Below are 25,123 nucleotides of genomic sequence, written 5' to 3'. Positions count from 1 at the left end.
AATGAGACTGCCCGTTAAGCCGCGCACAGCTCCGATACGTGCGCTGCATCGGAGTTCGGTTAGCCTCCACTTCAAGAACCGTCGGCCCTGCCCGAACGCCGCACGACGCAGCGGACGCGCCAGGGCGCGGTGAAAAACAGCGACAAGAACGCCAAGGGAGGAGAGCAATGTTGAAAGGCAGTCTAGGACTGATCGCGTTGAGCAGCCTGTTACTTTCGGGCACAGCCTTCGCACAGGAGAAGATCAAGGTCGGCGTCACCGCGACGCTCGAAGGCACCTACACCGTGCTCGGCGAGGACGGCATCCGCGGCTTCCAGACGGCCCTCAACGTGCTCGGCAAGAAGGTCGGCGACAAGGAACTCGAATTTGTCATCGCCTCGACCGACGCGACGCCGGACTCCGCCGTACGAGCCGTGCGCAAGCTGATCGAACAGGACAAGGTGCAGATTCTGCTGTCGCCGCTCTCCGGCGACGAAGGCATCGCGGTCAAGAATTTTGCAAAGACCCATCCCGAACTGACCTTCATCAACGCCGCCTCGGGGGCCCAGGAAACGACCTATGTCGATCCCGCTCCGAACTTTTTCCGCTACAACATGGACGGTGCGCAGTGGCAGGTCGGCCTCGGCAAATACGCTTATGACGAAAAGAAGTACCGCAAGATCGCGACCGTCGGCGAAGACTACTCCTTCATCTATACGCAGGTATTCGGCCTCGTGCTCGAGTTCTGCGGTGCCGGCGGACAGGTCACCAACCGGCAATGGGTACCGCTCGGCACCAAGGACTTTGCCTCGGTTATCGCCGCACTGCCCGACGACGTCGACGCGATCTATCTCGGCCTCGGCGGGGCCGACGCCGTCAACTTCCTGAACCAGTACCAGCAGGCCGGCGGCAAGGCGCATCTGATGGGCGGCTCGATCATGATCGACCAGACCATCCTGTCGTCCAAGGGCAACGCCAAGAATGCCCTGATCGGCACGCTGGCCGCGAGCGGCCAGGCCGACACCTGGGAGAACCCGAGTTGGCAGAAGTTCGTGAAGGACTATCAGGACGCCTTCCCGGCCAACAAGCGCTTCCCGAGCCCATCGCTGCTCGCCACCAACTATTACGACTCGACCATGGCGCTGATCCTGGCGCTGCGTCAGGTCAATGGCGATCTCTCCAACAACCAGGCCAAGTATAAGGAAGCCCTCGCCAAGATCGAGATCGACGCACCCAATGGCAAGATCAAGCTGGACTCCAACCGCCAGGCGATCGGCACCAACTTCGTCACCGAGGTCGTCGACGACGGCAAGGGCGCGCTGTTCTCAAAGGTCGTGAAGGTGATCCCAAACGTCAACCAGACGCTGGGCTACGATCCCGCAGTGTTCGCCAAAATCGGTTTGCCGAGCCGCACAGTACCGGAATGTAAGAAATACTGACCTAGTCTCGTTCGCGAGCGATGATGACCGGGGAGAGATTTGCCAGGACGCGACACGTGCGCCCTTGCATTCTCTCCCCGGTTGTTGAACGCTACCAAAAAATACCAAGAGCTTTTGGGAGGAGAGGCATGAGCCGGGCGCTCGCCGTCTTCCACGGCCGCTTTGGTCGGGCGACGGTCTATCAGTTGAACCGCCCTTTCAACATCCACGCACATCGCGAAGGTCATTTGATCTTCCATGTCGGCGGACGTTCCGCATGCATCGATGTCAGCGACGGACGTTACGAGCTCACAGAAGGTTCCGTCGTCGCGGTCAATCCGTGGGAGCCGCATAATTTCCTGCCATCCGATCTCGAAGGCGGCGCCGTTTTCTTCGTGCTCTACGTCAATGCAGAGTGGTTCGCGCCCGACGCGCCCGGCGCCGACCGCCTGCGCTTCGGCCGTACCCAGTTCACGCGGTCGGTTGCGCTCGACAAGCATATCAGGCACGCAGCCGCCCTCGTGTGCGGCGCCCCCTCTCTCAACAGCCTCGATGGCGAGCTGAGAAGTCTCATCGACATCTGTTATGACGAAAGCTGGCAACAGGCCGCGACCGCGCGCGATCCGCGCGCAAACGGTTCCGTCACGGATTTTCGTGTGCGCAAGTGCATCAAGATGATGTCGGAGAGTCCCGGCGCCGAGATCGAACTCGACACCATCGCGCGCGAATCCGGCCTGTCGCGGCCGCATTTCTACCGGCTGTTCCGCACCCAGACCGGCGTCACGCCACACCTCTATCTCAACACGCTGATGATGGAGCAGGCGCTGGAGGCGCTGGTGGCGAGCGAAGCGCCGATCGCCGATATCGGCTTCGATCTCGGTTTCTCGTCGCAGAGCGGATTCACCCGCTTCTTCGCCGCCAATGTCGGCATGGCGCCGACCGATTATCGCCGCGCGGCCAAGGTTTTGCGCGCCTGACCGCACGCGAAAAGATACTCACGATCAAACGCCTCCCTTTCAGCCGCATTAGGATAGGCCAAATGCGGTCCCGAAAAGAGGATCGCGCGCGATAGGGAGCGCATGTTCATGGCAGGGCTTGCGGCCGGCAACGGTCTGCGTGCCCCTCCGTCCTGCTTGCGGGATGAGAGATGGGGTGACGTGAAGACGGAGCGGCGATCATGACCCGCTTTGTCGAACGCCATCCCGCCTGGGCATTGATCGTCATTATCGCGATCGCGGTGGCGCTTTGGCTGATTTTCGCGGTGTGGCCGCAGGGCCTTGAAGATGCGGTCGGCCGCAAGCGGGTCTTTCTCAACGCGCTCTTCAACGGCATCACGCTCGGCGGTCTGTATTTCCTGGTCGCCAGCGGTTTTACGCTGATCTTCGGCCTGATGCGTAACGTCAACCTCGCGCACGGCTCGCTCTATTTGTTCGGCGGCTATGTCGGCTACGCCATCAGCGCCGCGACCGGCTCATGGGTCCTCAGCTTCATCGTCGCTTTCATCCTGACGGCACTGGTCGGCGTCCTGCTCCAGGTCCTCGTCTTCCGCCGCATGGAAGGCCAGGACTTGCGCCAGACCATGGTGACGATCGGACTCTCGATCGTGTTCGCCGATTTGATGCTGTGGGCCTGCGGCGGCGATTTCTATCAGATCCAGACCCCGAACTGGCTGATCGGACCTGTGGAGCTGCCGCTGGTCACCGCGGTCAAATCCTCAGGCGAGCCGGTCTATCTCCGCTATCCCCTGGTCCGGCTCGTGATCTTCGCCGCCTCCGTCGTAATCGGCGTGGCGATGTGGCTCGCGCTCAACCGCACGCGCATCGGCATGATCATCCGCGCCGGCGTCGACGATCGTGACATCCTGGCTGCGACCGGTGTGCGGATCCAACTCGTTTTCGTCGTGGTGTTTGCGCTCGGCGCCGGCCTCGCCGGCGTCGCCGGTGTCGTCGGCGGAACGTTCCAGTCGCTCTCGCCCGGCGAGGATATCCGCTTCCTGCTCGCCTCCCTCGTCGTCGTGATCGTCGGTGGCATGGGCTCGATCCCGGGTGCCGCGCTGGGCGCGCTCATCATCGGCCTCGCCGAACAGCTCGGCTCGGTCTACATCCCGACCTACGCCATCGTCGTGACCTTCCTGATCATGGTTCTGGTGCTGGCAATTCGGCCGCAGGGCCTGTTGGCGAGGCGCTGACATGTCCCTCGCTCACGACACCCGCGTCACGGTTCGTCCCACTGCTGCGGTGCAGCGCTCCAGATTGCGCGGATGGCCGGAGATCGACAATCCGGCGGCCTGGGCCGTCGCGGCTATCCTCCTGATCATGCCGCTGATCGCCAACGGCTTCTTCCTGATCGAGATCTTCGCGACCACGCTGATCCTCGGACTCATGGCGCTGAGTCTGATGTTTCTTGCCGGCTATGGCGGCATGGTGAGCCTGATGCAGCTCACCATCGCGGGTTTCTCCGCCTATATGGTCGCGGTGTTTGGCGCCAGCGGCAACGCCAATATCAGCCTGGGCTGGCCGTGGTGGCTTGCGGTCCCGATGGCGCTTGCGCTCGCGACCATCTTCGGCACCCTCGGGGGCGCGCTGGCGGTGCGCACCGAAGGCATCTACACCATCATGATCACGCTCGCGATCGGCGCGGCGTTCTATTATTTCACCAACCAGAACTGGGCGATCTTCAACGGCCATACCGGCATCAATACCGTTGCCACACCGCATTTCTGGGGCGTCAACTGGCGCGCCGACATTCCCTTCTACTATATCGTGCTCGCGGTAGCCGCGCTGTGCTACTTCGCCGTCGACTACATCTCCCGCGCACCATTCGGCCTCGCGCTGCAAGGTGTACGCGATAATCCCCGCCGCATGGCGGCACTCGGCTTCAACGTCAATGCGCATCGCGTCGCGGCCTACGCCTTCGCGTCCTTCGTCGCAGCGTTGGCGGGAGTGCTCCAGGTCTGGAATTATCGGCAGATTTCGCCGGGATCGGTGAGCGTCGGAGCCTGCATCGATATCCTCATCATCGCAGTCGTCGGCGGCATCACGCGCCCTATCGGACCCTTTATCGGCGCGCTGATCTTCGTGCTGCTGCGCACTTTCGCACTCGACTTTCTGGTCAAGCTGGGGCTCGACGGCAACCGCTTTCGCCTCCTGATCGGCCTCGGTTTCCTCGCGATCGTGTTCTGGTCCTCGGACGGCGTCATCGGGCTCTGGCAGAGCTGGCGGCGCCGCCAACGCTCCGGCGCGGCAAGTTCAAGCGGGCGTCATGGCCGGGAAGCTGGTCGAGAATCTGGCCAAGGATCCACCCAAGGATCCCGCCATGGATAGCGTCGCGCAACGCCTCTCTGTCGTGGGCGCAGGCGCGGCGCTGGAGCTGCGCGGCGTGACGCGTCTGTTCGGCGCGCTCGCGGCACTCACCGACATCACCATTACCGTCCGCCCCGGCGAACGGCGCGCCGTGCTTGGCTCCAACGGCGCCGGCAAGACCACGCTGTTCAACTGCATCACCGGCGACTTCCCACCTTCTTCCGGCACCATCCGCTTCTTCGGCGAGGACGTCACGCACTTCCCGCCCTATGAGCGCATCCGCCGCGGCCTGCGCCGGACTTACCAGATCTCAGCGCTGTTTCCCGGCCTCACCGTCCAGGACAATGTCTATCTCGCCTGCCGTGGCGTCTCACGGGGGCGCTTCTCGTTCCTCCGCCCCGGTCAGAACGATGCGTTGATGCACGCGGCCGAAAATCTCGTGCAGGCCGTCCATCTCTCGGGTGTGAAGGATCAGCGCGTTGCCGAGCTCGCGCATGGCCAGCAGCGCCAGCTCGAGATCTCACTTGCGCTTGCCGGCGCGCCGCGATTCGTCCTGTTCGATGAACCGGCCGCGGGACTGTCGCCGACCGAGCGTGCCGAGCTGATCGAGATATTGACGTCCCTGCCCGCGCATATCGGCTACATCATCATCGAGCACGACATGGACGTGGCCCTGCGGGTCGTCGAGAGCGTCACGATGATGCACAATGGGCGGATCTTCAAGGAAGGCCGTCCGCAGGAGATCGAGTCAGATCCCGAAGTGCAGGAGCTTTACCTCGGAGGCGGCCATGAATGAGGTCCGCCGTACCGCCGCCGCGCTCGAAGTCCGTGGGCTGGACGTCTATTACGGCCATTCGCATGCGCTGCAGGGCGTAGATCTGACGCTCGAGGCCGGCGTGTTCTCGGTCGTCGGCCGCAACGGCATGGGCAAGACCACACTGTGCAAGGCCATCATGGGGCTGGTGCCGGTCAGCGGCGGCTCGATCCGCATCCGCGGCGATGACATCACCCGGCAGCCGCCCGCCCACATAGCCCGGCTCGGCGTCGGCTACGTTCCGCAGGGACGCCGGCTGTGGCGCTCACTCAGCGTCGACGAGCATCTGCAGCTTGCCGCCGGCTTGCGCCGCGGCGCCTGGACGGTCGAGCGCATCTACAAGACGTTTCCGCGGTTAGCCGAACGCAAGGATCACGGCGGCGCTCAGCTCTCCGGCGGCGAGCAACAGATGCTTGCGATCTCCCGCGCGTTGCTCACCAACCCGCGGCTCCTGATCATGGACGAGCCCACCGAGGGGCTCGCGCCCGTGATCGTGGCCCAGGTCGAGGAGATGCTGCTACAGCTTGGCGAGGACGGCGACATGTCCGTGCTCGTGATCGAGCAGAATATCGGCGTGGCTACCGCCGTGTCGCGCAACGTCGCGATCATGGTCAATGGTCGCGTCAACCGCATCATCGATTCGGTGCGGCTTGCCGCCGATCGCGAAATGCAGCAGCGCCTGCTCGGTGTCGGAATGCACGCCGGACTCGAGCTCGACCTCGACGTGCCGCCAGCGGATACGGAAGCGAAGCCTTCTCCGCAGCAGACACGTCCAGGCGGCGCAACCCGCATCTACCTGTCCAACCCGACGCCGCCGACACGCTGGTCGCAGCCCGTGCCGATCGCCCGCATCGAGGCTGCGGCCCGCACGTTCTCGACACAGGTGATGCGTCTCGACGAGACGGCACGGCGCAAGCGCGAACCGGCCGCGACGCAAACGCAGGCCTCCCCGGTCGTGCTCGTCGTCGGTACGCTCGACACCAAGGGCACGGAGCTCCGCTTCATCCGCGACATCATCGCCGGGACAGGCCTGCGAACCCGATTGGTCGATGTCTCCACCAGCGGCAGGCACGCGGCCAGCGACGTCTCCGCCCAGGAGATCGCCTTGAACCATGGTCGCGGCGGATCGGCGGTGTTCGGACCTGACCGCGGCGCCGCCGTCACCGCGATGGCCGACGCCTTCGCCAGCTGGCTGCGGCGCCAGAACAATGTTGCCGGCGTGATTTCGGCGGGCGGCTCGGGCGCAGCGTCGCTTGTCGCGCCGGGTATGCGGACGCTTCCTGTCGGGGTGCCGAAGCTCATCGTCTCGTCCGTCGCCTCCGGTGACGTCGGGCCCTATGTCGGCCCCGCGGACATCACCATGATGCATTCGGTCGCCGACGTGCAGGGCCTCAACTCGATCTCGCGCGCTGTACTGGCCAATGGCGCCAACGCGCTGGCCGGCATGGTCAAGGCGCGCCTTGATCAGCCTGCACGGAAGGATCGCGGCGACAGCGGATTGCCGGCGGTCGGCATCACCATGTTCGGCGTCACCACGCCGGCGGTGCAGAAGATCGCGGCCGACTTGCGCGAGGATTTCGAGTGCCTGGTCTTCCACGCCACCGGCGTCGGAGGACGGTCAATGGAGAAGCTCGTCGATTCCGGGCAGCTCGCAGGCATCATCGACCTCACGACCACGGAGGTCGGCGATCTCCTGATGGGCGGTGTATTCCCGGCCACCGACGATCGCTTTGGCGCCATCATCCGCAGCCGAGTGCCTTATGTCGGCTCGGTGGGCGCGCTGGACATGGTGAATTTCGGTGCCCCCCAGACCATCCCGGAACACTACCGCGGCAGGAAGTTCCACATCCACAACCCGCAGGTCACCTTGATGCGGACCACGGCGGAGGAAAACGAGCGCATGGGGCACTGGATTTCCGATCGGCTCAATCGGATGGACGGCCCGGTGCGCTTCTTCCTGCCCGAGGGCGGCGTCTCTGCGCTCGACGCGCGAGGACAGCCATTCTGGGATCCGGACGCGGATGCGGCGCTGTTCCGAACGCTGGAGCGCAACGTGCGGCAGACCGCCAACCGTCAGCTCATCCGCGTTCCCAAGAACATCAATGATCCCGAGTTCGCCTCCACCATTGTCAGCGCGTTCCGAACATTGTTCGGCCGCACCGGGGCGCGCCGGAGACTAGCGAGGTGACCGATGGCCCGGTTTGAACGCGCTGCACTGTTGAAGCGCTTCCGCGACATGGCAAGGCGCGGCGAGCCCATCGTCGGCGGCGGGGCCGGCACCGGCTTGTCGGCCAAATGCGAAGAGGCCGGCGGTGTCGACCTCATCGTCATCTACAATTCCGGCCGCTACCGCATGGCCGGCCGAGGCTCGCTCGCGGGATTGATGGCTTACGGCGACGCCAACGCGATCGTGCTGGAGATGGCCGGCGAAGTGCTGCCCGTCGTCACCAGAACGCCAGTGCTCGCCGGCGTCAATGGCACGGATCCGTTCCGCGACATGGATCTTTTCCTGGACCAATTGAAGGCGCTCGGCTTCGCCGGCGTGCAGAACTTTCCAACCGTCGGCCTTATCGACGGCGTCTTCCGTGCCAATCTCGAAGAGACCGGCATGTCCTACGCGCTCGAGATCGACATGATCGCAAAGGCGCGCGAGAAGGACCTGCTGACGACGCCCTACGTCTTTAGCGAGAAGGAGGCCGCCGCGATGGCGATCGCGGGCGCGGATATTATCGTCTGTCATCTGGGCCTGACGACGGGGGGGACCATCGGCGCGCAGACCGCACACAAGCTGACTGATTGCCCAGCGCACATCGACACCTGGGCCTCCGCCGCGCTCGGCGTCAACCCGGACATTCTGGTGCTCGCTCATGGCGGACCGATCTCCGATCCTGACGATGCCGATTTCATCATGAGGAACACACGCAATTGCCACGGCTTCTACGGCGCCTCCTCGATGGAGCGGCTGCCGGTCGAGCGGGCGCTGACGGATCAGGTTCGCAAATTCAAGGCGATCGGCGCGCGATAACGCCGAAAGGTCGAGGGAGAGAAACATGTCAGGGACTCTGGTCGGTGAATTGATCCTCTGGTTGATCGTCGCCGTCGTGGTGATCGTGGTCGGCGTCTACATCGTGAACTGGCTCTATCATCGCTCGTCCAAGGAGACATCATTCGTTCGCACCGGCCTGCTCGGCGAGCGCGTTGTGATCAACGGCGGCGCCTTCGTGCTGCCGTTCATCCACGACTACACGCCGGTCAACATGAACGTGCAGCCGATGGGCATCGTTCGCTCCCGCCAGGACGCCGTGATCACCCGAGACCGCATGCGCGTCGACATCGAGGCTGACTTTTATGTCCGGGTCCAGGCGACCCGCGAAGCCGTGTCTATCGCGGCCGCCACGCTCGGCCGCCGCACCATGGAGCCCGAGCAGCTCCACGCCCTCCTCGCCGGCAAATTCATCTCAGCCATTCGTTCCGTTGCCTCGGAGATGACCCTCGAGCAGATGCACGAGCAGCGTGGTGAGTACGTCGCCCGCCTCAAAGCCAACGCGGCAGAAGCACTCGCCCAGAACGGACTCGAGCTGGAGTCAGTCGCGATCACCGATCTCGACCAGACCGATCTCGAATTCTTCAATCCCTCGAACCGCTTCGACGCCGAAGGTCTGACCCGCCTGATGGAGGACATCGAGGCCAAGCGCAAGCTGCGCAACGACATCGAGCAGGATTCGATGATCAAGATCCGCTCCCGCAACCTGGAGGCCGAGCGGCAGGCGCTCGAGATCGAACGCGAAAGCGAGACGGCGCGCCTCGAACAGGAGCGTGACATCGAGATGCGCCGCGCCCTGCAACGCACCGAAGTCGCACGTGAGCGGGCCCTGCGCGAGACCGAAGCCGAGCAGGCGCAGATTTCCGCCCGTGAAACCATCGAGAAGGCGCGAATCGCCAACGACCAGGCGATCGCCGAAGCCCGCATCGCTTCGGAGCGTGAGACCCGTCAGCGGGAGATCGAGCGCACCCGCACCATCGAGGAGAAGGAACTGCTCGCACGGGAGGATATCGAGAAGGCCCGGATCGCCAACCAGCGCTCGATCGATACCAGCCGCATCGCCTCCGAGCGCGAGGTGCGCCAGCGCGAAATCGAGCGGATGCAGACCGTCGAGGAAGCCGAGATCACCGCCCGCGAGGCGATTGAGAAAGCGCGTATCCAGCAAGACCGCGTCGTGACCGACGCCCGCATCGCCAACGAAGAGGAGACCCGGCGCCGCGAGATCGACCGGACCCGCGCCGTGGACGAAGCCGAGATCGCCGCCCGCGAGACCACCGAAAAGGCCCGCATCGCCCAGACCATGATCGTCAATGTCGAGCGCATCGCATCCGATGAGCGCACCCGCGCGCTGGAGATCCAGCAGGTGCGGAACATCCAGGAAGCCGAGATCGAGGCGCAGCGCGCGGTCGAGGCGGCGCGCATCGCCCGCGAGCACAGGCTCGCCGTCGAGCGCATCGCGGTCGAGCAAAATACCCGGCAGTTGGAGATCGAACGCAACCAGACGCTGGAAGTCGCAGAGGTCACGGCGCGCGAAGCCACGGAAGCTGCCCGCATCACCCAGCAAGAACGCGTTCGCTCGCTGGAAATCGCCCGAAACCGCGCCGTCGAGGAAGCCGACATTGCCTCACGCGAAGCCATCGAAGCCGCCCGGATTGCGCAGGAGAAGTCCGTTGCAGCCGAGCGTATTCAGGCCGAGCGTGACACGCGCGCGCTCGAGATCGAGCGCACCGCCGTGCTCGAGGCTGCCGAGTTGAAGCGTCGCGACGCCATCGAGCGCCAGCGCATCGGCGTCGATCTCGCGCTCGAAGCCGAGCGGATCACGTCCTCCAAGAAGCGCGAAGTCCTCAACATCGAGCACAAGAAGGCGATCGAGATCGCGGACGAGGACCGCGTCATTGCGCTTTCGACCAAGAAGTCCGAGCGCATCGACGCCGACCGCCAGGTCAGGCAGGCCGAGATTGTCGCGCGCAGGGAGGTCGAGACCACGGATGTCTCGCGCGAGCATGCGCTGGAGGCGGCGCGGATCGAACGCCGACGTTCCATCGAACAACTCGAAGTCGCCCGTGTCCAGTCTCTCCAGGAAGCCGAGATTGCCGCGCGCGAGGAGGTCGAGCGCTCCCGCATCGCGTCCGATCGTGGCCTCGACGAGGCCCGCATCGGCCGCGAGCGCGAGCTGCGCAAGCTCGAAATCAATCGCGAGAAGGAGGTCGAGACCGTTCTGATGGAGAAGGCAATTGCCATCCACCTGAAGTCGTTGGAGGAATCTGCGGCCAAGGCCTCGGCCGAGGAAGCGCGGGTGCATGCCACTGAAGCGACCGAGCGTGTCATCACCGCGCGCGAGAGCGAGATTGCGAAGCGCCGTAAGACCGTGGAGATCCTGATCGCCGAGAAGCAGGCGGAGGAGACGCGAATTGCCGCGGAAGCCGAACGGATCCGCGCTGCGGTCGAGGCCGAGGCGCAGCGTATGCTCAACGAGGCCGAGAACGTGCTGACCGACCAGGCGCGCTACTCGCTGTTCCGGCGAAAGCTGCTCGACCGCATCGAGGGCATCGTCCGTGAGAGCGTCAAGCCGATGGAGAAGATCGAGGGCATCCGCATCCTCCAGGTCGACGGCCTCAACGGCAACGGCCATGGCGGCAATGGCGGCCGTAGCGCGACCGACGAGGTGATCGACTCGGCGCTGCGCTACCGCGTCCAGGCGCCGCTGATCGACTCGCTTCTGGCGGACATCGGCGTCGAAGGCGGCAGCCTCGCCAAGATGCCAGGCCTGATCCGGGAGGCTCGCGACATGCAGGGCATCAAGGACTCCGCACGCAAGGGCGGCGTCGAGAAGCCAGCCGCTGCACCCTCGCCTTCGGCCGAGGGTGAGCCGCCCGCCGAGCGCAGCCCACGGAAGAAGAGCTGAGGTCGCACCATGGCCCGCGTCTACGTCTCGACCGTCGTCAACGCGCGCAACGACCGCGTCTGGGCGCGGGTGCGCGACTTCAACGGTCTGCCGAACTGGCATCCGGCGATTGCGGAAAGCCGCATCGAAGGCGGCGAGCCCTCCGACAAGATCGGCTGCGTCAGGGATTTTCGCCTGCGCAACGGCGATCGTATCCGGGAGAAGCTGCTCGGTCTGTCCGATTACGACATGTTCTGCACCTACTCGATCCTCGAATCCCCGATGGGGGTCGAGGACTACGTCGCCACGCTTCGGCTGACGCCGGTCACGGATGGCGACCAGACCTTCATGGAATGGACCGCCGAGTTCGACTGCGCGCCCGAGCGGGAGGCGGAGCTCGTCGCAAATATCGGCGGCGGCGTGTTCCAGGGCGGCTTCGACGCCCTCAAACGCCAGTTCGGAGGCTGAGCGCCGTGCCGCACATCGTCAAGAGCACGATCGTGGATGCGCCGACCGGCTCCTTGTGGGCCGTGCTGCGCGATTTCAACGGGCACGATCGTTGGCATCCGGCGGTCGCGACCTCCACGATCGAGCGCGCGCAGGCCTCGGACAAGATCGGCTGTGTCAGGCGCTTCAAGCTGCAGGACGGTTCGGAGCTGCGCGAGCAATTGCTGACGCTGTCGGATCTGGAGCAGACCTTCAGCTATTGCCTGCTCGATACGCCGGTCCCGATGTTCAACTACGTGGCCCACGTCCGCCTGCTGCCGGTCACGGACGGCGACCGCACCTTCTGGCACTGGGAATCCCGCTTCTCGACGCGGCCGGAGGACAAGGACCATATCACCCACATGGTCGCGGAAGATATCTACCAAGCGGGGTTCGACGCGATCCGCCGGCACCTCAAGGAGGCTGTGTCAACATGACTGTGACGGTGAAGACCTTCACGAGTTCGAGTGAGGCCGCCGCAGCGCTGTCGTCCGATCGCAATGCGCGCTATCTCGGCGGCGGCACGCTCGTGATGCGCGCACTGAACGAAGGCGACATCTCCATCTCGACCGTCGTGCGCGCCAATGACCATGCCTTGACGCGCATCGACCCCTCAGGCCCGCGGATCACACTGGGTGCCGGCGTAACTTTCGCCCGGATTCTGGGCGAGCGCGACCTGGCTTTCCTGCACGCTCCTGCCCGCTCGATTGGTGGCCCGGCGGTGCGCAACATGGGTACGGTGGGCGGCAATCTGTTTGCGCCCAATCCCTATGGCGATTTCACCGTCGCCCTGCTTGCGCTCGATGCCACCGTGGCCCTGCAAGGCGGCTTTGGATCGCGCGACATTCCGATTGAGGAGTTTTTGCAGTCACGTGAAAGGCAGGCGGGCACGCTCGTGCTGTCGGTGTCCTGCACGCGGCCGGCAAACGCGGAGGCTTTCCGCTACCGCAAGATCGCACGAATCAAGCCCAAAGGCGGCTCGGTCATCACGCTCGCCGCACATCTGCCTATCAGTGGCGGGCGGGTCGCCGGGGCACGCATTGCATTGGGATCGATGGCGCCGACGCAAATACGTGCGCGGGCGGCCGAACGCGCGCTGGAAGGCCGCTCGCTCGATGCCGCGACCATTGCGGCCGCAGCCTCTGCAGCCGTGGAAGGAACATCGCCGTCCGACAACGCGCTCGGCAGCGCCTGGTATCGCCGCGAGATCGTCGGCGTACATCTACGTCGTCTTCTCTTGGGTCAGGAATAGATCGTATGGCCAAGACTGCCCTGCAATTTCGTCACAACGGCAGCGATGTCGCCATTTTCGTCGATGGCGGCACTAACCTGCTCGTCGCGCTTCGCGAATTGATCGGCGACATGACGCCGAAGTTCGGTTGCGGCCAGGGGGGCTGCGGCACGTGCAGCGTCCTGATCGACGGCGAGCTTCATCTCTCCTGTCTGACGCTGGCCGAGACCGTCGCCGGCCGCTCCGTCGAGACGCTGGATAGCCTGAAGCAAGGACCAAACCTGCATCCGCTGCAACGCGCTTTCGCCGAGAATTTTGCTGCCCAGTGCGGCTATTGCACGCCGGGCATGCTGATGGCGGCCAAGGCGCTGCTCGACCGCAATCCCTCCCCGAGCCGCGCCGAGATCGTCGAGGCGATCTCCGGCAACATCTGCCGCTGCACCGGCTACGAGCCGATCATCAACGCCATCCTCGCCGCCTCCGGCGGCCGGGTGAGCGCCTGAAGGACCAGACCATGCTGGAACTGCGCAAAGACATTTTCGCGGACGAGCGCGACGATAATCTCAACGAGATCGGCAAGGGCACACAGCGCCAGGACATGCTCGGCCATGTCACGGGCACATCGAGCTATTTCAACGACCACAAGCTCCAGGGCATGCTGCACCTGAAAGTCGTCCGCTCGACCCATTCTCATGCAAGGATCCGACGGATCGACACCGCGGAGGCCGAGCGCTCCGCCGGCGTGCGCCGGATCATCCGCGGCTCCGACGTGCCCCGTAACCTCAACACGCTCTTGAGCCTGATCAATTTCGGCAAGGACGACGAACCGTCGCTGGCCGTCGACAAGGTCCGCTACAAGGGCGAACCGATCCTGGCTGTCGTCGCCGACAGCGAGCGCGAGGCGTTCGAGGCGATTGCAAAGGTGCGGATCGACTATGAGCCGTTGCCTGCCGTGTTCGACGTGGAACATGCGTTGAAGGCCGGCGCACCGGTCGTCAACGAAACTTATCCGAAGAATGCCTTCATTTATCACGACGTATATGACCACCAAAAACTCCGCTTCGGCGATGCCGATGCCGCGCTCGCGACCGCCGATCACGTGCTCGAACAGCGTTACCAGATGTCGCCCATCGAGCACGCGCCAACCGAAACGAACGGGTCGATCGCGGCGCCCGACACCAACGGGCGCTATGTCGTCTATACCTCGACGCAGGCGCTGTTCTTCTCGGTCGACACCTGCGCCAAGATTCTCGACGTCCCCTCCAATACCTTCCATTTCATCGGCGGCACCGTCGGCGGCGGCTTTGGCGGCAAGGTGGACACGCTGACCGAACCTTTATGCATCCTGGGTGCGATGCTGACGGGACGTCCCGTGCGCTACGTATTCGGACGCGAAGAAGAGATGCAATACGGCCCGCCGCGCGGCGCAGAGCGCATCTACATCAAGGACGGCGTGATGCGCGACGGCCGGGTCGTCGCGCGAAAGATCCGCGCATATTTCGACAGCGGCGCATATACACGGCTCTCCAGTTATGCCGCGGTGAAATGCGCAGCCCATCTGCCAGGACCCTACACCATCCCGAACGTCTATGGCGATGTCTACTGCGTCTTCACCAACCGTACGCCGGCGACCGCGATGCGCGGATTCGGCGTCACCGCAATGGATTTTGCGATCGAGTGCCAGATGGACAAGCTCGCGAACCTCGTCGGCATGGATCCGATGGAGTTCCGTATCCTCAATGCCTATCGCGACGGCGACATGAAGGCGCATCGGCGCGAGGCCAAGAACACGGCACTGATCGAGTGCGTCCAGGTCGCTGCCGAGAAAGCCAAATGGCCGATCCGCGACGAGTTCAAGCGCGCCTCTTCCCGCAAGGACGGAGGCGGCAGCCGCGCCGCCATCCCACGGACGCCTGCTGACATCCACGCACGGACAACCGCGCCGGCGCAGCAGCGCACGAGCTATGATCGCCTGCCGACGGCCGCGTTGCACGAACCGCCGCGCGAGCCCTCACCACCAGCGCCGGCCCCGCCGCAGCCACCACGACCAGCATCGCCCTCGCATGCGGCGGGCCGATTCTCATCCGTGTTCGGCACCAGGAGGCGTTGAGATGACCCGACATCGCGGACGCGGCATCGCGTCGGTCAATTATCCCATCGGCATGAACCTCGGCGGCGATCCCAGCCAGGCCCTGGTTCATTCCAATCCAAGCGGCAAGTTCACCGTGGCGCTATCCTCGATTGACCTCGGCCAGGGCATGAAGTCGGTAACGCGGCAGATCTGCGCAGAGACTCTCGGCGTACCCGTCGAGGACGTTTACGTCGACACCGCCGATTCCGACACCGGTCCGCATTGCATGGGCTCGTTCGCCTCCCGCGGCACCCATCGCGTCGGCAATGCCGTGATGGCGGCGGCGCGCGAGGCGCGTGGCGTGATGATGGAGGCCGCCGCAGAGGAACTCGAGGTCAACGCCGCCGATCTCGAAACCGACGGGCGTGGCAACATCCACGTCAAGGGCGCGCCGCACCGCTCGATCTCTACCAAGGACGTCGCCATCGCCGCGCAGTTCAAGCAGGGCAAGACCATCTCTGGCCGCGGCATCTTCCTGGTTCCTCTGTCCAATGTCGATCCGGAAACCGGCGAGATGTCGCCGGCGACCTGCTACGCCCACGCCTGTCTCGTCGCCGAGGTCGAGGTTGACGACGAGACCGGCGAGGTCACGATGATCCGCATGGACTCCGCCTATGAGCTCGGCCGTGCGCTCAACCCGCGCCTGGTCGAGCAACAGCTCGTCGGCGGCGCGTGGATGGGCGTCAGTCACGCGCTCTACGAGACGCCTGAACCCTATTATCCCGACCCTAACCACGGCCCTCGCGACTTCGTCGAATATGTCATGCCCGGTCCTGGCGACATCTGTCCGCACGACATCGCCGTGTTGGAACGTCCCGCCCCCGATGGCCCCTTCGGCGCCAAGGGTCCGGGCGAAATGTGCGCGAATCCCGTATTGCCGGCGGTTGCGAATGCCATCTTCAACGCCGTCGGCGTCCGCATCGACGATCTGCCGATTACGCCGGAGAAGGTGCTGCGCGCGATCAAGGCCGAGGGCGGCGCGCGCCCTCAGGCGCGACGCTGAGGTCTCGATGGCCGTCCGCAGCAACATCGTCGGCATCGACAGCCCCGAGGCACTGGAGAAGGCATTACGGGCGGCCTATTACCTCGCCGACGAGGGACTGGCGACCGCAGCCTATCTCGGGCTGGCACTCGGCAAGCCATTGCTGCTCGAGGGCGCGCCGGGCGTCGGCAAGACCGAAGCCGCCAAAGCCATCGCCGCTGTCCTCGGCCGGCGACTGATCCGCCTGCAATGCTACGAAGGCATCGACGCGTCCGCCGCGCTCTACGAATGGAACTATCCGCGCCAGATGCTCGCAATCCGCCAGGCCGGCGATGAGAGCATCGATATCTACGGCGAGACGTTTCTGATCGAGCGACCGATGCTGGCGACGCTTCGCGCGCCTGATTCAACTGTGCTGCTGATCGACGAAATCGATCGCGCCGACCAGGAATTCGAAGCCTTCCTGCTCGAATTCCTGTCCGACTTCCAGATCTCGATCCCGGAACGCGGTACGGTGCGCGCCTCCGAGCGCCCGGTCGTCGTTCTAACTTCAAACCGCACGCGAGATCTTCATGAAGCGTTGCGGAGGCGATGCGTCTATCACTGGATCGACTATCCCACCGCTGAGCGCGAAGCGCGCATCGTGATGATGCGGGCCTCCAGCGTCGCCGAAGGGACCGCGCGGGCCGTCGTCGCGGCGGTCGAGAAGCTGCGACGCGAGCCGCTCAGCAAGGCGCCCGGGATCGCCGAGGCCGTCGACTGGGCTGAGGCCGCCACGCTGCTGCACAAGGGCGGCGCGCGGTGGCCCGATGCCTTCAGGCGCTCGATCGGCGTTGCCCTGAAAGACGAGGAGGATCTGCAATTCATCTCGCCGCGCCTCGACGCCTTGCTGGCGGAGGCTTCTGCATGAGCGCCGAACCCGAACTGCCGCGCGCTGCGCGTGTTTTCATCACCTTCGTCGGGCTGTTGCGAACGAACAGGTTTGCCGTCGCACCGGAACAGACGACCTCGTTCCTGGCCGCAATCCAGTTGCTCGGTCCCCGCCGCCTGGAGGACATTCGGCAGGCAGCCCTCGCAACACTGGGCCCTCCACCGGAGCGTCGCGCAACGTTCGACCGGCTGTTCGATCTGCACTTTCGTGGAAACGAGGCAATCGAGCGCGTCGATGACGGTGAGGACGACGAGACGGTTCGGCTGCAAGAGGAGGCCCGCGGAAACGACGAGCCGCTGTTGTCGGACGAGGCCAATGAGTCCGGTCTCGCAGCAGCGCGCGCCGAAGCCCTCGTCGAGCGCCGGTTTGCGCAGCTCTCGACCACCGATGCGCTGCGCCGGCTGTTCCGCGAGGCGCCCGGACGCCTACCGAAGCGGCGCGGCCATCGCCGCATGCGGGCACGCAGCGGGCCCTACGCGGATTTGCGCCGCACCCTGCGCGACTCCGTTCGCAGCGACGGCGAAATCCTCCGGCTGGGACGTTTGAAGCGGCGGCAGCGCCCACGCAAGGTGTTGCTTCTGATTGACGTCTCCGGCTCGATGAAGACCCGCACCGAGGAGAATATGAAGTTCGCGCACGCGCTGGTGCAGGCGGCGCCCAACGTCGAGGTCTTCACCTTCGGCACACGGCTGACCCGCATCACCCGGCCGTTGCGTCTCAAGCGGCGCGAGCAAGCGCTCAACGCCGCGGCCTATGTGGTAAGCGACTGGGACGGCGGCACCCGAATCGGCGATGCACTTCAGGCCTTTCTCGCGGTGCCCCGCTTCGGCGGATACGCGCGGGGCGCCGCCGTGATCATCGTTTCCGACGGCCTGGAGCGGGGCGAACCCGATGCGCTGCGCGACGCGGTCGCGAAACTATCGCGCCGTGCGTGGCGCGTGAGCTGGCTGACGCCGCTCGCGTCTGGTCCCAGCTTTCGCCCGCAGACCGAAGCACTGGTCGCGATCGAACGCTTCGTCGACGACCTCGTCGATGGTGGATCGAGCGCGTCGATCGTCGCGCACGTGCTGGCGCTGGGACAAAGGAGAGTTGCGTGACCGACATCGTCGATGGGCACCATCATATCTGGCGCCAGGCCGACCTGCCCTGGCTGGTGGGTCCGATGCAGCCGCGCATCTTCGGTCCGTACGAGCCGATCCGGCGCGATTACCCGATCGAGGAATATCTCGGCGACCTCGAAGGCAGCGGCGTCACCCGCTCGGTCTATGTCCAGACCAACTGGGCCAATGACCGCTTCGAGGACGAGGCCGCCTGGGTGCAGAAGACGGCCGAGGAGCACGGCTGGCCGCATGCCATCGTGGCTTACGCCGACTTTTCAGTGGGCGACGTGCGTCCACAGCTCGACCGCCTGAAGCGCTATGCTCTCGTACGCGGCGTTCGCATGCAACTGCATTGGCACGAGAACCCGCTTTATCGCTTTGCCGCGCGGCCGGATCTCTGCACCGATCCCGAGATCCAGCGCAATATCGCTCGCCTTGCGGAATATGGCTGGAGCTTTGACCTTCAGGTGTTCACGCCGCAGATGCCGGACGCCGCACACCTTGCGGAAGCCTGCCCGGAGGTGACCTTCATCCTCCAGCACGCCGGCATGCTTGAGGACCTTTCACCCTCAGGCCGCGCGGCGTGGCGCGCCGGGATGGCCCGCCTCGCCGCCTGCCCGAACGTCGTGTCGAAACTGTCAGGGCTCGGAACCTTCATCCACCGCAACGACCCCGCGCGTATCGCATCCGTCCTGACCGACACGATCGCGATCTTCGGCGCCGAACGCTGCTTGTTCGGCTCGAATTTTCCAATCGAGAAATTGTGGACCAGCTACCGCGAGTTGATCGATGCGTTCCGTGCCGCCGCAGCGCCGCTGCGAGATGATCAGCGCGAAGCCATCTTCAGAACCACCGCCATGCGCGTCTATCGGCTCTGAGCGCCGAGGAAACCAATAAGAACGGACACAGGGAGGGACGGAATGCCGCTGGAAATCAAGATCCTGGACTATGGCGATATCGAGCTGGAATCGAGCTTTCTGGTTCTTGGCCACGACTGCGGCCGCACGCGCCGTGTCCTCACCCTCGGCTTCCTGATCCTCGGCGGCAAATACCCGGTCGTGGTCGATACGGGTTACCGCTCCAACCAGATCATGGAAACGCTGGGGATGCGCGGCCTGCAGTATCACGAGCACATGATCGAGAACCAGCTTGCGCGGCACGGCGTGCGGATGGGCGATGTGCGTTTCGTCTGCCACACCCATCTGCATATCGACCACGCCGGCAAGGACGATCTGTTTCCGATGAACACGACCGTCGTCCTCAACCGCCGCGAGCTCGAATATTCCGTGTCCGGCCTGATGCATCCGCAATATCCGGCGCCAGATATCAAGCATCTGATCGACCGTCTGCACACTAAGAGTGCGCTGCGCTTTCTCGATCTCGAGATCACAGGTCCCATCGAGCTGATGCCGGGCGTCTATTGCGACGCCGCGAATGCGCATACCGAGGGGTCGATGAACATCATCGTCGAAACCGCCGACGGCATCGCCACCATCTGCGGCGACGTCATCTATGATTTCAACGACCAGATCGTGACGCCCTTCAACGAGATCCACGACTGGGAGCCACGCACCACCGGCAACCACGGCGCCACCAAGCGGGCCGAGAAGGCCGCCATCAAAAAGCTGCTCAGCAATTCGCGCTATCTGCTGCCGGTCCACGACCGTCCCGCCAAGATCGAAGGCGGCAACGTCGTCGGCCGGCTGCACGACCAAGTCCCCGGACCGATCGTGCAATCCCTGCCCCAGCGCAACTGGTTTCCCGCCTAGACGCCAGAGGATGGACGATGACGCACGTCACCTTGCGCCCCGAATTCGAGACCCTGATCGACCCCTACGCACCGGTCGCCCAAGTCGGCACCGGTTTTGACTTCACGGAGGGACCGATCTGGCATCCGGTCGATCATTATCTGCTGTTCTCGGACATGCCGGGTGACGTGCGCCGGCGCTGGGATGCGCGGCGGGGCGTCGCCGAAGTCAAACGTCCGTCGAACAAATGCAACGGCATGACCTATGACGCCGAGCTCAATTTGATCGTTTGCGAACACGCGACATCGTCGTTGATCCGCGAGCGGCCGGACGGGCGGCGCGAGGTGCTGGCCTCGCACTTCGGGGGACAGGAGCTCAACAGCCCCAACGACGTCTGCGTGCACTCCTCCGGCGCGATATATTTCTCGGATCCCTGGTACGGCCGCATGCCGGTCTATGGCGTCGAGCGGCCAAGGCAGCTCGGCTTCCAGGGCGTCTATCGCGTCGTGCCCGGCGCCGAGTCGAAGCTCGTCGTGGACCGCAATCTGTTCGACCAGCCGAACGGGCTGTGCTTCTCGCCCGACGAGAAACTGCTCTATGTCAACGACACCGTGCAGGCACTGATCCGCGTGTTCGATGTCAATCCCGACGGTTCTCTATCGACCGCGCGGGTGTTCGCGAGCGGCATCCGCTCCGAGCTCGAGCCCGGCTTGCCCGACGGCATGAAGTGCGACCAGCACGGCAACGTCTGGGTCACGGCGCCCGGCGGGGTCTGGGTCTATTCGCCGCAGAGCGAGCTGCTCGGCAAGCTCCGCCTGCCCGAGCTCGTGGCCAACCTTACCTGGGGTGGGCCGGATTTCCGCACGCTGTACCTGACTTCGACGCACTCGGTCTATGCCATTCCGACCAAGGTCGGACCGCGCCACGAGCCCTATATGAGCGGCAAGCGAGGCAGCGGCACAGCGACCGGCTCTGCTTCCGCTGCACCCGTCCTCGCCGACGGCGAAATGCAGCTCGACCCGCGACGCTGTGCCATGATCATCCAGGATCTCCAGAACGACGTCATCATGGACGGTGGCGCCTTTGCCGATTCCGGCGCACCCGGGCATGCGCGCCAGCAGCATGTCGTCGAGAATGTCCGCCGCCTGGCCGAAACCGCGCGGGCGCGCGGCGTCGCCGTCATCCATGTCTGGTTCGTCGTCGAGCCCGGCGCGCCCGGTGTGACCTTGAATGCGCCGCTGTTCGAGGGTCTCGTCGACAGCAAGGCGATGGTGCGCGGAAGCTGGGGCGCCGCACCGGTGTCAGGTCTCGAACCACGGCCCGGCGATTTCGTGGTCGAGAAGGTGCGAATGAGCGCCTGGGAAGGCACGAAGCTCGAAACGATCCTGAAAGCAACCGGCCGCGACATGATCATCAACACCGGCGCCTGGACCAACATGTCGGTCGAGCACACGGCGCGGACCGGTGCCGACAAGGGCTACTTCATGGTTGTTCCTGAGGATTGCTGCTCGACCATGAACGCCGATTGGCACGCTGCGTCGATCAACTTTGCCATGCAAAACGTCGCCGTCGTGACCAAGGCCGATGCGGTCATCAAAGCGCTGGGATGAGCGGTGGCGAAGCTCCTGCACCTGTCCTGCTCGCCCCGCGACGACTCTTGGTCAAGCGCCGGCGCCCGCGTTTTCCTTGACGGCTTTCGCCGAGCTCGGCCCGATTGGGACGTGGACGTCATGAATCTCTGGCGCGAGCGCCTGCCGGAGTTTTCAGGCCCCATTGTCGAAGCCAAGTATGCACGGATGAAGGCGCAAGCCTTCAACGACGCGCAGCGGGATAGCTTCGCTGAAGCCGAGCGGATGGCGGTGCGCTTGGCGCTTGCCGATCGTGTGCTGATCTCAACTCCCATGTGGAACTTCAGCATTCCCTATAAGCTTAAGCAATGGTTCGACGTCATCGTCCAACCCGGGCTCACCTTCCGGTTCGACCCGTCCCTGGGATATATCCCGCTGCTGAAGGACCGGCCGACCATCGTCATCATCGCCAGTGGCAGCGATTTTGCCACCGGCATGAACCGCGGGCGCATCGACATGGCAACGCCTTACCTGCGCGAAATTTTGCGTTTTGTCGGGATCAGCAATGTCCGCTTTATTCCGATTGGGCCAACCACCGGACCGCAACAGCCCATCGAAGCGGCCCGCGAAAGAGCCCACCAACGTCTGGCCGAAATGGCCGCGAGCTTCTGATGCGCCTCGCAGGCCAGTCGAGGTTACGGCAGATTGTCCCGCAGAAAAATGTCAATGCGGATGCGCTCCTGGTCGGGGCTGATGGGCTCACCCGAACAATGCGCGAGCAGAACTCTCGCCGCAGACCGTGCCTCGTGGCCGGGATCCTGGTTGATGATTGCATCGAGCGCGCCGCGCACCAGGAAACGCCGTGTATATTGAGTGAGCTCATGGGCAATCCAGACCACCTCACGCGCGCGGCCCGAGGCCTCGAGTGCGTCGGCGATGCCACGGTTGCCGGCGCCGCAGCAGTAGATGCCGCGAAGATCGGGTTGGCGCGCGAGCAGTGCCGCAGTGAGCTCCCGCGTCCGCCCGCTGTCGTCGCGGCCCTCGACCACCGGCAGCGCGAGCAGGTTCGGATACTCGCTGGACAGGATCTGGTGGAAGCCGAATTGCCGTTCGGTGTGATCGCGCAGCGACAACGATCCCGCGATCACGGCCACCGTCCCCTTGCGACCAGTGAGGAACCGTCCCATCAGCGTTGCAGCGGTGCGGCCTGCCGCCGGATTGTCGATGCCGACATAGTGCAGGCGACGCGAGCTCGGCGCGTCCGACACAAGCGTCACCACAGCGACCCCGCGCGCGGTGAGTTCGTCGATCGCCGCGCGTACCCTGGGATGGTCGAGCGCGATGACGGCGACGCCCTGATACGCCGGCGAGAGATTTTCCAGCGCGACGGCGAGTACATCCGGATCGAACACGTCAACATGGAGGATATCAATGAAGCCGCGCTGGCCGGCGAGCCAGTCCGCGGTGCGCTGGACCTGCTCGGTCAGGTTGGTCATGAAGCTGTTGCTGCCGGTCGGCAGCACGAAGGCAAAGCGGAACGTCTGCCCGCGGGCAAGCCGAGCGGCCGCGACGTCGGCGCGATAGCCGAGTTTTGCCACCGCGGCCTCGACTCGCGCGACGGTCTTGGCGCGCACGCCCTCGCGCCGGTTGACGACGCGGTCGACCGTGGCGAGAGAAACACCCGCCGTGCGCGCGACGTCCTCAAGCGTGGCACGAATCACCGGCTGAGTCGCACCAGCGTTCATTCGCGCGCGGCCCACAGCATGCCACGGGTCATCAACGTTCGGATCTCCGGTACGTCGAGCTCGTAGGCGCGGTGGCCGAGCGAGGAATAGAACACCCTGCCCGCGCCGTATCGCTTCTTCCAGACCACGGGCATCACCACGCCCTCGATCCAGGGCGCGTGCTCGCCGGTGAAGGTCGTCGTCGCCAACACCTCGTTGGCGGGGTCGACATGCATGTAGTATTGCTCGGAACGGTGCTCGAAACTCTTCAGGCCCTTCATGATGGGATCATCCGGCTTCGTCAAGTCGACCTTGTAGTCGATGATGTTGCCGGGATGCGCAACCCACTGCCCTCCGCACAGGAACTGGTAGTCGACGGAATCGCGGAACGCGTCCCCCATGCCCCCATGATGGCCGGCGAGCCCGACGCCGCTGCGGACCGCAGCGCAGAGATTGAGCGCTTCCGCCTTCTCGATCTTCGCCATGGTATAGATCGGGATGATCAGTGACAGGTCGTGAATCGCGGGATCGGCGAACGCGGCGGTGGTGGTTTCGGTCCGCACCTCGAAGCCTTCCGCTTTCAGCCAGCCGCGGATCATCGACGCACAGAGATCGGGATCGTGCCCCGGCCAGCCGCCCCATACAATCATTGCCTTGCGCATGTTTCTGTCCTTAGTCGATCTGTCCGGTTTCACGCCCGGCCGGCAGCATCGCAGGCCGCTCGACGTAGCTCTCGATCTTGACGCGTCGCCCTTCGTCGGCAGAGGTCTGGAACGCCTCCATCACCTCCAGCACGTGGAAAGCGAGCGCGCCGCTGGCACGATGCGGCCGGTTGTTCAGGATCGCAGAGGCCATGTCGGCGACGCCAATGGAACGGAACTCGCCATCGACATGACCATGAGTCAGCGGCACCGGCTCCCAGTCGCCGCCGGTCTTGGCGACCTGCACCTCGCCGCCGAAGCGGTTCGGATCGGGCACCAGCATGCTGCCCTTGTCGCCATAAATCTCGATTGGCGCGTGCCGGTGCTTCGGCACATCAAAGCTCATCACGATCGAGACGACCGCTCCGCTCTCGAATTCGAGCGTGCCGGCGACATGGGTCGCAACTTCGACCGGGATCAGCGTTCCGTTCATTGGCTGGCTGGTGACCAGCCGCTCGGATTTCGGACGCGCGGTCGAGCCCATCACGCTCGCCACCGGGCCGAGCAGCTGCACGAGATCGGTGATGTAGTACGGCCCCATGTCAAGCATCGGCCCGCCGCCGCGCAAATAGTAGAAACCCGGCGCCGGATGCCAGCGCTCGTGGCCGGGGCAGCCGAAGAACGCGCTACCGGCCACAGGCGTGCCGATCGCACCATCGTCGATCAGCTTGCGCGCGGTCTGGTGTCCGCCGCCAAGGAACGTATCGGGCGCGCAGCCGACGCGAAGACCCTTTTGCGCGGCGAGATCCATCACCTTGCGGGCTTCCGTGACGTTGATGCCGAGCGGCTTCTCGGAATGAACGTGCTTGCCGGCGTTTAGCACTGCGAGGCTGACGTCAGTGTGGGCGAGTGGCACGGTGAGATTGATGACGATCTCAATATCGTCCCGCTTGAGCAGTTGATCGACCCGCATCGCCGGCAGTCCGAAGGCGGAGCCCTGCCGCTCCGCGACGTCGCTGCGCATATCGGCGAGCGCCTTGATTTCCATGACCGGGAATCGCTGGGCCGCCTTCAGATAAGCGGTGCTGATATTGCCGCAGCCGATGATGCCGATGCCGACTTTTCTCATTGTGATCTCCGT

Annotated in this window: 23 protein-coding genes; 20 read left to right on the top strand and 3 right to left on the bottom strand. The window is 64.6% G+C overall.

From position 1 onward, the window contains the following. Positions 1-167: 167 nt before the first annotated feature. From AC0L3P_RS06910 to AC0L3P_RS06815, 20 genes are all read left to right on the top strand, one after another. Positions 168-1,418, top strand: a complete 1,251-nt coding sequence (locus tag AC0L3P_RS06910; RefSeq protein ID WP_275167525.1) for an ABC transporter substrate-binding protein — start codon at positions 168-170, stop codon at positions 1,416-1,418. A gap of 128 nt (positions 1,419-1,546) precedes the next feature. Continuing rightward, positions 1,547-2,374: an AraC family transcriptional regulator gene (locus AC0L3P_RS06905; RefSeq protein WP_027569321.1), complete on the top strand. Its 828-nt coding sequence runs from the start codon at positions 1,547-1,549 to the stop codon at positions 2,372-2,374. Positions 2,375-2,574: 200 nt separating this feature from the next. Continuing rightward, on the top strand, positions 2,575-3,585 hold the full coding sequence (locus AC0L3P_RS06900; protein ID WP_275167526.1) for a branched-chain amino acid ABC transporter permease: 1,011 nt from the start codon (positions 2,575-2,577) through the stop codon (positions 3,583-3,585). Position 3,586: 1 nt separating this feature from the next. Continuing rightward, complete coding sequence (locus AC0L3P_RS06895) at positions 3,587-4,720, top strand: branched-chain amino acid ABC transporter permease (protein WP_275167527.1); 1,134 nt, start codon at positions 3,587-3,589, stop codon at positions 4,718-4,720. Further along, a complete protein-coding gene (locus AC0L3P_RS06890) occupies positions 4,713-5,495 on the top strand; it encodes an ABC transporter ATP-binding protein (RefSeq protein ID WP_473301519.1) in 783 nt (260 codons plus the stop codon). The genes AC0L3P_RS06895 and AC0L3P_RS06890 overlap by 8 nt, the downstream gene beginning before the upstream one ends. Next, a complete protein-coding gene (locus AC0L3P_RS06885) occupies positions 5,488-7,701 on the top strand; it encodes a Tm-1-like ATP-binding domain-containing protein (RefSeq protein WP_473301387.1) in 2,214 nt (737 codons plus the stop codon). Before AC0L3P_RS06890 ends, AC0L3P_RS06885 begins: the two co-directional genes overlap by 8 nt. Positions 7,702-7,704: 3 nt before the next feature. Beyond that, positions 7,705-8,538 carry a phosphoenolpyruvate hydrolase family protein gene (locus tag AC0L3P_RS06880; RefSeq protein ID WP_275167529.1) on the top strand — a complete coding sequence of 278 codons (834 nt, stop codon included), beginning with the start codon at positions 7,705-7,707 and terminating at the stop codon, positions 8,536-8,538. 25 nt (positions 8,539-8,563) lie between these two features. Then, positions 8,564-11,461 carry a flotillin family protein gene (locus AC0L3P_RS06875; protein WP_473301386.1) on the top strand — a complete coding sequence of 966 codons (2,898 nt, stop codon included), beginning with the start codon at positions 8,564-8,566 and terminating at the stop codon, positions 11,459-11,461. Between the two features lie 9 nt (positions 11,462-11,470). Further along, on the top strand, positions 11,471-11,908 hold the full coding sequence (locus AC0L3P_RS06870; protein ID WP_007593021.1) for an SRPBCC family protein: 438 nt from the start codon (positions 11,471-11,473) through the stop codon (positions 11,906-11,908). Positions 11,909-11,913: 5 nt separating this feature from the next. Beyond that, on the top strand, positions 11,914-12,363 hold the full coding sequence (locus AC0L3P_RS06865; protein ID WP_354055808.1) for an SRPBCC family protein: 450 nt from the start codon (positions 11,914-11,916) through the stop codon (positions 12,361-12,363). After that, positions 12,360-13,178, top strand: a complete 819-nt coding sequence (locus AC0L3P_RS06860) for an FAD binding domain-containing protein (RefSeq protein ID WP_473301385.1) — start codon at positions 12,360-12,362, stop codon at positions 13,176-13,178. The genes AC0L3P_RS06865 and AC0L3P_RS06860 overlap by 4 nt, the downstream gene beginning before the upstream one ends. A 5-nt stretch (positions 13,179-13,183) precedes the next feature. After that, the gene (locus AC0L3P_RS06855; RefSeq protein ID WP_007593025.1) at positions 13,184-13,660 is read left to right on the top strand and encodes a (2Fe-2S)-binding protein; all 477 of its coding nucleotides are present in this window, start codon (positions 13,184-13,186) and stop codon (positions 13,658-13,660) included. Positions 13,661-13,671: 11 nt separating this feature from the next. Beyond that, positions 13,672-15,267, top strand: coding sequence for a xanthine dehydrogenase family protein molybdopterin-binding subunit (locus tag AC0L3P_RS06850; protein ID WP_473301384.1), 1,596 nt, complete (start codon positions 13,672-13,674; stop codon positions 15,265-15,267). Position 15,268: 1 nt separating this feature from the next. Then, entirely contained in the window at positions 15,269-16,291 is a 1,023-nt protein-coding gene (locus AC0L3P_RS06845) for a xanthine dehydrogenase family protein molybdopterin-binding subunit (RefSeq protein ID WP_473301383.1), read from the top strand. A 7-nt stretch (positions 16,292-16,298) separates the two neighbouring features. Further along, positions 16,299-17,180 carry an AAA family ATPase gene (locus tag AC0L3P_RS06840; protein ID WP_473301382.1) on the top strand — a complete coding sequence of 294 codons (882 nt, stop codon included), beginning with the start codon at positions 16,299-16,301 and terminating at the stop codon, positions 17,178-17,180. Beyond that, positions 17,177-18,298, top strand: coding sequence for a vWA domain-containing protein (locus tag AC0L3P_RS06835; RefSeq protein WP_473301381.1), 1,122 nt, complete (start codon positions 17,177-17,179; stop codon positions 18,296-18,298). Before AC0L3P_RS06840 ends, AC0L3P_RS06835 begins: the two co-directional genes overlap by 4 nt. After that, positions 18,295-19,179 (top strand): amidohydrolase family protein, encoded by an 885-nt coding sequence (locus AC0L3P_RS06830; RefSeq protein ID WP_473301380.1) that lies wholly within the window; start codon positions 18,295-18,297, stop codon positions 19,177-19,179. The genes AC0L3P_RS06835 and AC0L3P_RS06830 overlap by 4 nt, the downstream gene beginning before the upstream one ends. A 42-nt stretch (positions 19,180-19,221) precedes the next feature. Continuing rightward, positions 19,222-20,070: an MBL fold metallo-hydrolase gene (locus AC0L3P_RS06825; protein ID WP_473301379.1), complete on the top strand. Its 849-nt coding sequence runs from the start codon at positions 19,222-19,224 to the stop codon at positions 20,068-20,070. A 17-nt stretch (positions 20,071-20,087) separates the two neighbouring features. Next, positions 20,088-21,659 carry an isochorismatase family protein gene (locus tag AC0L3P_RS06820; protein ID WP_473301378.1) on the top strand — a complete coding sequence of 524 codons (1,572 nt, stop codon included), beginning with the start codon at positions 20,088-20,090 and terminating at the stop codon, positions 21,657-21,659. Positions 21,660-21,662: 3 nt separating this feature from the next. Continuing rightward, entirely contained in the window at positions 21,663-22,289 is a 627-nt protein-coding gene (locus AC0L3P_RS06815; RefSeq protein WP_275167541.1) for an FMN-dependent NADH-azoreductase, read from the top strand. 23 nt (positions 22,290-22,312) lie between these two features. On the opposite strand, the gene AC0L3P_RS06810 is transcribed toward AC0L3P_RS06815, so the two are convergent. Genes AC0L3P_RS06810 through AC0L3P_RS06800 form a run of 3 tightly spaced genes read right to left on the bottom strand, consistent with a single transcriptional unit; the run spans position 22,313 to position 25,111 of the window. Next, complete coding sequence (locus tag AC0L3P_RS06810; RefSeq protein WP_275167542.1) at positions 22,313-23,362, bottom strand: LacI family DNA-binding transcriptional regulator; 1,050 nt, start codon at positions 23,360-23,362, stop codon at positions 22,313-22,315. Then, on the bottom strand, positions 23,359-24,003 hold the full coding sequence (locus tag AC0L3P_RS06805) for a ThuA domain-containing protein (protein ID WP_275167543.1): 645 nt from the start codon (positions 24,001-24,003) through the stop codon (positions 23,359-23,361). The genes AC0L3P_RS06810 and AC0L3P_RS06805 overlap by 4 nt, the downstream gene beginning before the upstream one ends. Positions 24,004-24,013: 10 nt before the next feature. Then, positions 24,014-25,111 carry a Gfo/Idh/MocA family protein gene (locus AC0L3P_RS06800; protein ID WP_275167544.1) on the bottom strand — a complete coding sequence of 366 codons (1,098 nt, stop codon included), beginning with the start codon at positions 25,109-25,111 and terminating at the stop codon, positions 24,014-24,016. Positions 25,112-25,123 lie beyond the last annotated feature (12 nt).

Source organism: Bradyrhizobium sp. WSM4874 (assembly GCF_055811835.1).
This window is presented reverse-complemented; position numbering and strand designations above follow the sequence as displayed.

Coding starts and splice junctions, on each gene's coding strand:
- AC0L3P_RS06820 (WP_473301378.1), top strand. CDS start 20,088: ATGACGCACGTCACCTTGCGCCCCGAATTCGAGACCCTGATCGACCCC.
- AC0L3P_RS06890 (WP_473301519.1), top strand. CDS start 4,713: ATGGATAGCGTCGCGCAACGCCTCTCTGTCGTGGGCGCAGGCGCGGCG.
- AC0L3P_RS06885 (WP_473301387.1), top strand. CDS start 5,488: ATGAATGAGGTCCGCCGTACCGCCGCCGCGCTCGAAGTCCGTGGGCTG.
- AC0L3P_RS06850 (WP_473301384.1), top strand. CDS start 13,672: ATGCTGGAACTGCGCAAAGACATTTTCGCGGACGAGCGCGACGATAAT.
- AC0L3P_RS06895 (WP_275167527.1), top strand. CDS start 3,587: ATGTCCCTCGCTCACGACACCCGCGTCACGGTTCGTCCCACTGCTGCG.
- AC0L3P_RS06900 (WP_275167526.1), top strand. CDS start 2,575: ATGACCCGCTTTGTCGAACGCCATCCCGCCTGGGCATTGATCGTCATT.
- AC0L3P_RS06910 (WP_275167525.1), top strand. CDS start 168: ATGTTGAAAGGCAGTCTAGGACTGATCGCGTTGAGCAGCCTGTTACTT.
- AC0L3P_RS06845 (WP_473301383.1), top strand. CDS start 15,269: ATGACCCGACATCGCGGACGCGGCATCGCGTCGGTCAATTATCCCATC.
- AC0L3P_RS06840 (WP_473301382.1), top strand. CDS start 16,299: ATGGCCGTCCGCAGCAACATCGTCGGCATCGACAGCCCCGAGGCACTG.
- AC0L3P_RS06800 (WP_275167544.1), bottom strand. CDS start 25,111: ATGAGAAAAGTCGGCATCGGCATCATCGGCTGCGGCAATATCAGCACC.
- AC0L3P_RS06810 (WP_275167542.1), bottom strand. CDS start 23,362: ATGAACGCTGGTGCGACTCAGCCGGTGATTCGTGCCACGCTTGAGGAC.
- AC0L3P_RS06905 (WP_027569321.1), top strand. CDS start 1,547: ATGAGCCGGGCGCTCGCCGTCTTCCACGGCCGCTTTGGTCGGGCGACG.
- AC0L3P_RS06860 (WP_473301385.1), top strand. CDS start 12,360: ATGACTGTGACGGTGAAGACCTTCACGAGTTCGAGTGAGGCCGCCGCA.
- AC0L3P_RS06825 (WP_473301379.1), top strand. CDS start 19,222: ATGCCGCTGGAAATCAAGATCCTGGACTATGGCGATATCGAGCTGGAA.
- AC0L3P_RS06870 (WP_007593021.1), top strand. CDS start 11,471: ATGGCCCGCGTCTACGTCTCGACCGTCGTCAACGCGCGCAACGACCGC.
- AC0L3P_RS06835 (WP_473301381.1), top strand. CDS start 17,177: ATGAGCGCCGAACCCGAACTGCCGCGCGCTGCGCGTGTTTTCATCACC.
- AC0L3P_RS06855 (WP_007593025.1), top strand. CDS start 13,184: ATGGCCAAGACTGCCCTGCAATTTCGTCACAACGGCAGCGATGTCGCC.
- AC0L3P_RS06805 (WP_275167543.1), bottom strand. CDS start 24,003: ATGCGCAAGGCAATGATTGTATGGGGCGGCTGGCCGGGGCACGATCCC.
- AC0L3P_RS06880 (WP_275167529.1), top strand. CDS start 7,705: ATGGCCCGGTTTGAACGCGCTGCACTGTTGAAGCGCTTCCGCGACATG.
- AC0L3P_RS06875 (WP_473301386.1), top strand. CDS start 8,564: ATGTCAGGGACTCTGGTCGGTGAATTGATCCTCTGGTTGATCGTCGCC.